This is a genomic window from Streptomyces fildesensis, from assembly GCF_016107395.1.
In the GTDB taxonomy this organism is placed as follows: Bacteria; Actinomycetota; Actinomycetes; order Streptomycetales; family Streptomycetaceae; genus Actinacidiphila; species Actinacidiphila fildesensis.
In genome coordinates, this window is the sequence record NZ_JAAIKO010000131.1 from 1 (window position 1) to 1,142 (window position 1,142).

General features: G+C 77.5%; 2 protein-coding genes. Both read right to left on the minus strand.

The window, feature by feature from the left end:
• A partial coding sequence (locus tag C6N31_RS42215; RefSeq protein ID WP_198359617.1) for a methyltransferase domain-containing protein occupies positions 1 to 617 on the minus strand: 617 nt, incomplete at its 3' end.
• The coding region (locus C6N31_RS42220) for a TIGR04282 family arsenosugar biosynthesis glycosyltransferase (RefSeq protein WP_198359618.1) at positions 614 to 1,142 on the minus strand (529 nt) is incomplete at its 5' end. The genes C6N31_RS42220 and C6N31_RS42215, both read right to left, overlap by 4 nt.

The following is a 1,142-nucleotide window of genomic DNA, read 5'->3' on the forward strand; positions in this document are numbered from 1 at the left end:
CGCAGCGCGGCCGCGCCCAGCCGGGCCCAGGGGAAGTCCCGGCCGTACCGGCCCCGGCCGTCCTCCACCCGTACGGTGAACCGCTCGTCGACATCGTAGGCCGCGGCCTCGACGAGCAACCGGCCACCGGGGGCGACCAGTTCGCCCACCCGTGCGAGTAGCGCCCGCGCGTCGCCACCGATGCCGACATTGCCGTCGATCAGCAGGGCGGTACCCCAGCGGCCTTCGGCGGGCAGCCGGTCGAAGACCGACCGGCACAGCACCGCTCCCCCGATGTCCCGGGTGCGGGCCACGGCCGCCGGGCTGACGTCCACGCCGAGGGCCGGTACTCCGGTGGCCGCGATCGCCGCCACCAGCCGGCCGGGACCGCAGCCGATGTCGAGCACCGGGCCGCGCCGGCACCGGAACAGCAGCGCGGTGTCGGCGGCGTCCGGCGCCGCGCACCACCGCTCCACGTCCAGGGGCAGCAGCCAGCCGTCCGCCCTGCGCAGGAACAGCGGGCCCCGGCCGGAGCGGATCGCGTGCGCGTACGGGTCGTCGATCCAGGGGGCTGGGGCCGGGACGGGGGCACCGGTTCGCTGCGTGATCGTCGCGGTCGCGCCGTCCACCGGCGTCACAGGGCCTCCGTCCGGCCGGCATCGGCGTGTCCCGCCGGCATCGGCAGGATCCGCAGCGGCCCTGGCGGAAGGTCGGCCGCGCGCAGCGCGGCGGCGAAACGTGAGCCGGGTGCGCGGGCGGCGACCTCGGCGGCGTCGGCGGCGGTGTCCACGTCACGCAGCACCGGCAGGTCCCTGACGCGCAGCCCGGCGTCGGTGAGACGGGCGCGCTGGATCTCGCCCGTCCGGTCCGTCGACATCGGCACCCCGGGGAACAGCGAAGGGTCCGGCTCGGCGAGACCGACCGCCCAGAAGCCGCCGTCCTGCGCCGGGCCGAACCACGCGTCGCAGCCGAGCCAGGCGTCGGGCCGCAGCGCCGGCTCCAGCAGGGCCGGGGTGAGCTGCGGGGTGTCCATGCCGACCAGCAGCGTGGGCCCGGTACAGCCGGCGAACGCCGCCGCCAGCCGTTCGTCCAGGCCGCCGGACACCTGCGGAACAACGTCGAAGCCCGGCGGCAGCCACGGGCCGGGCGCGCCGTCCAGCACC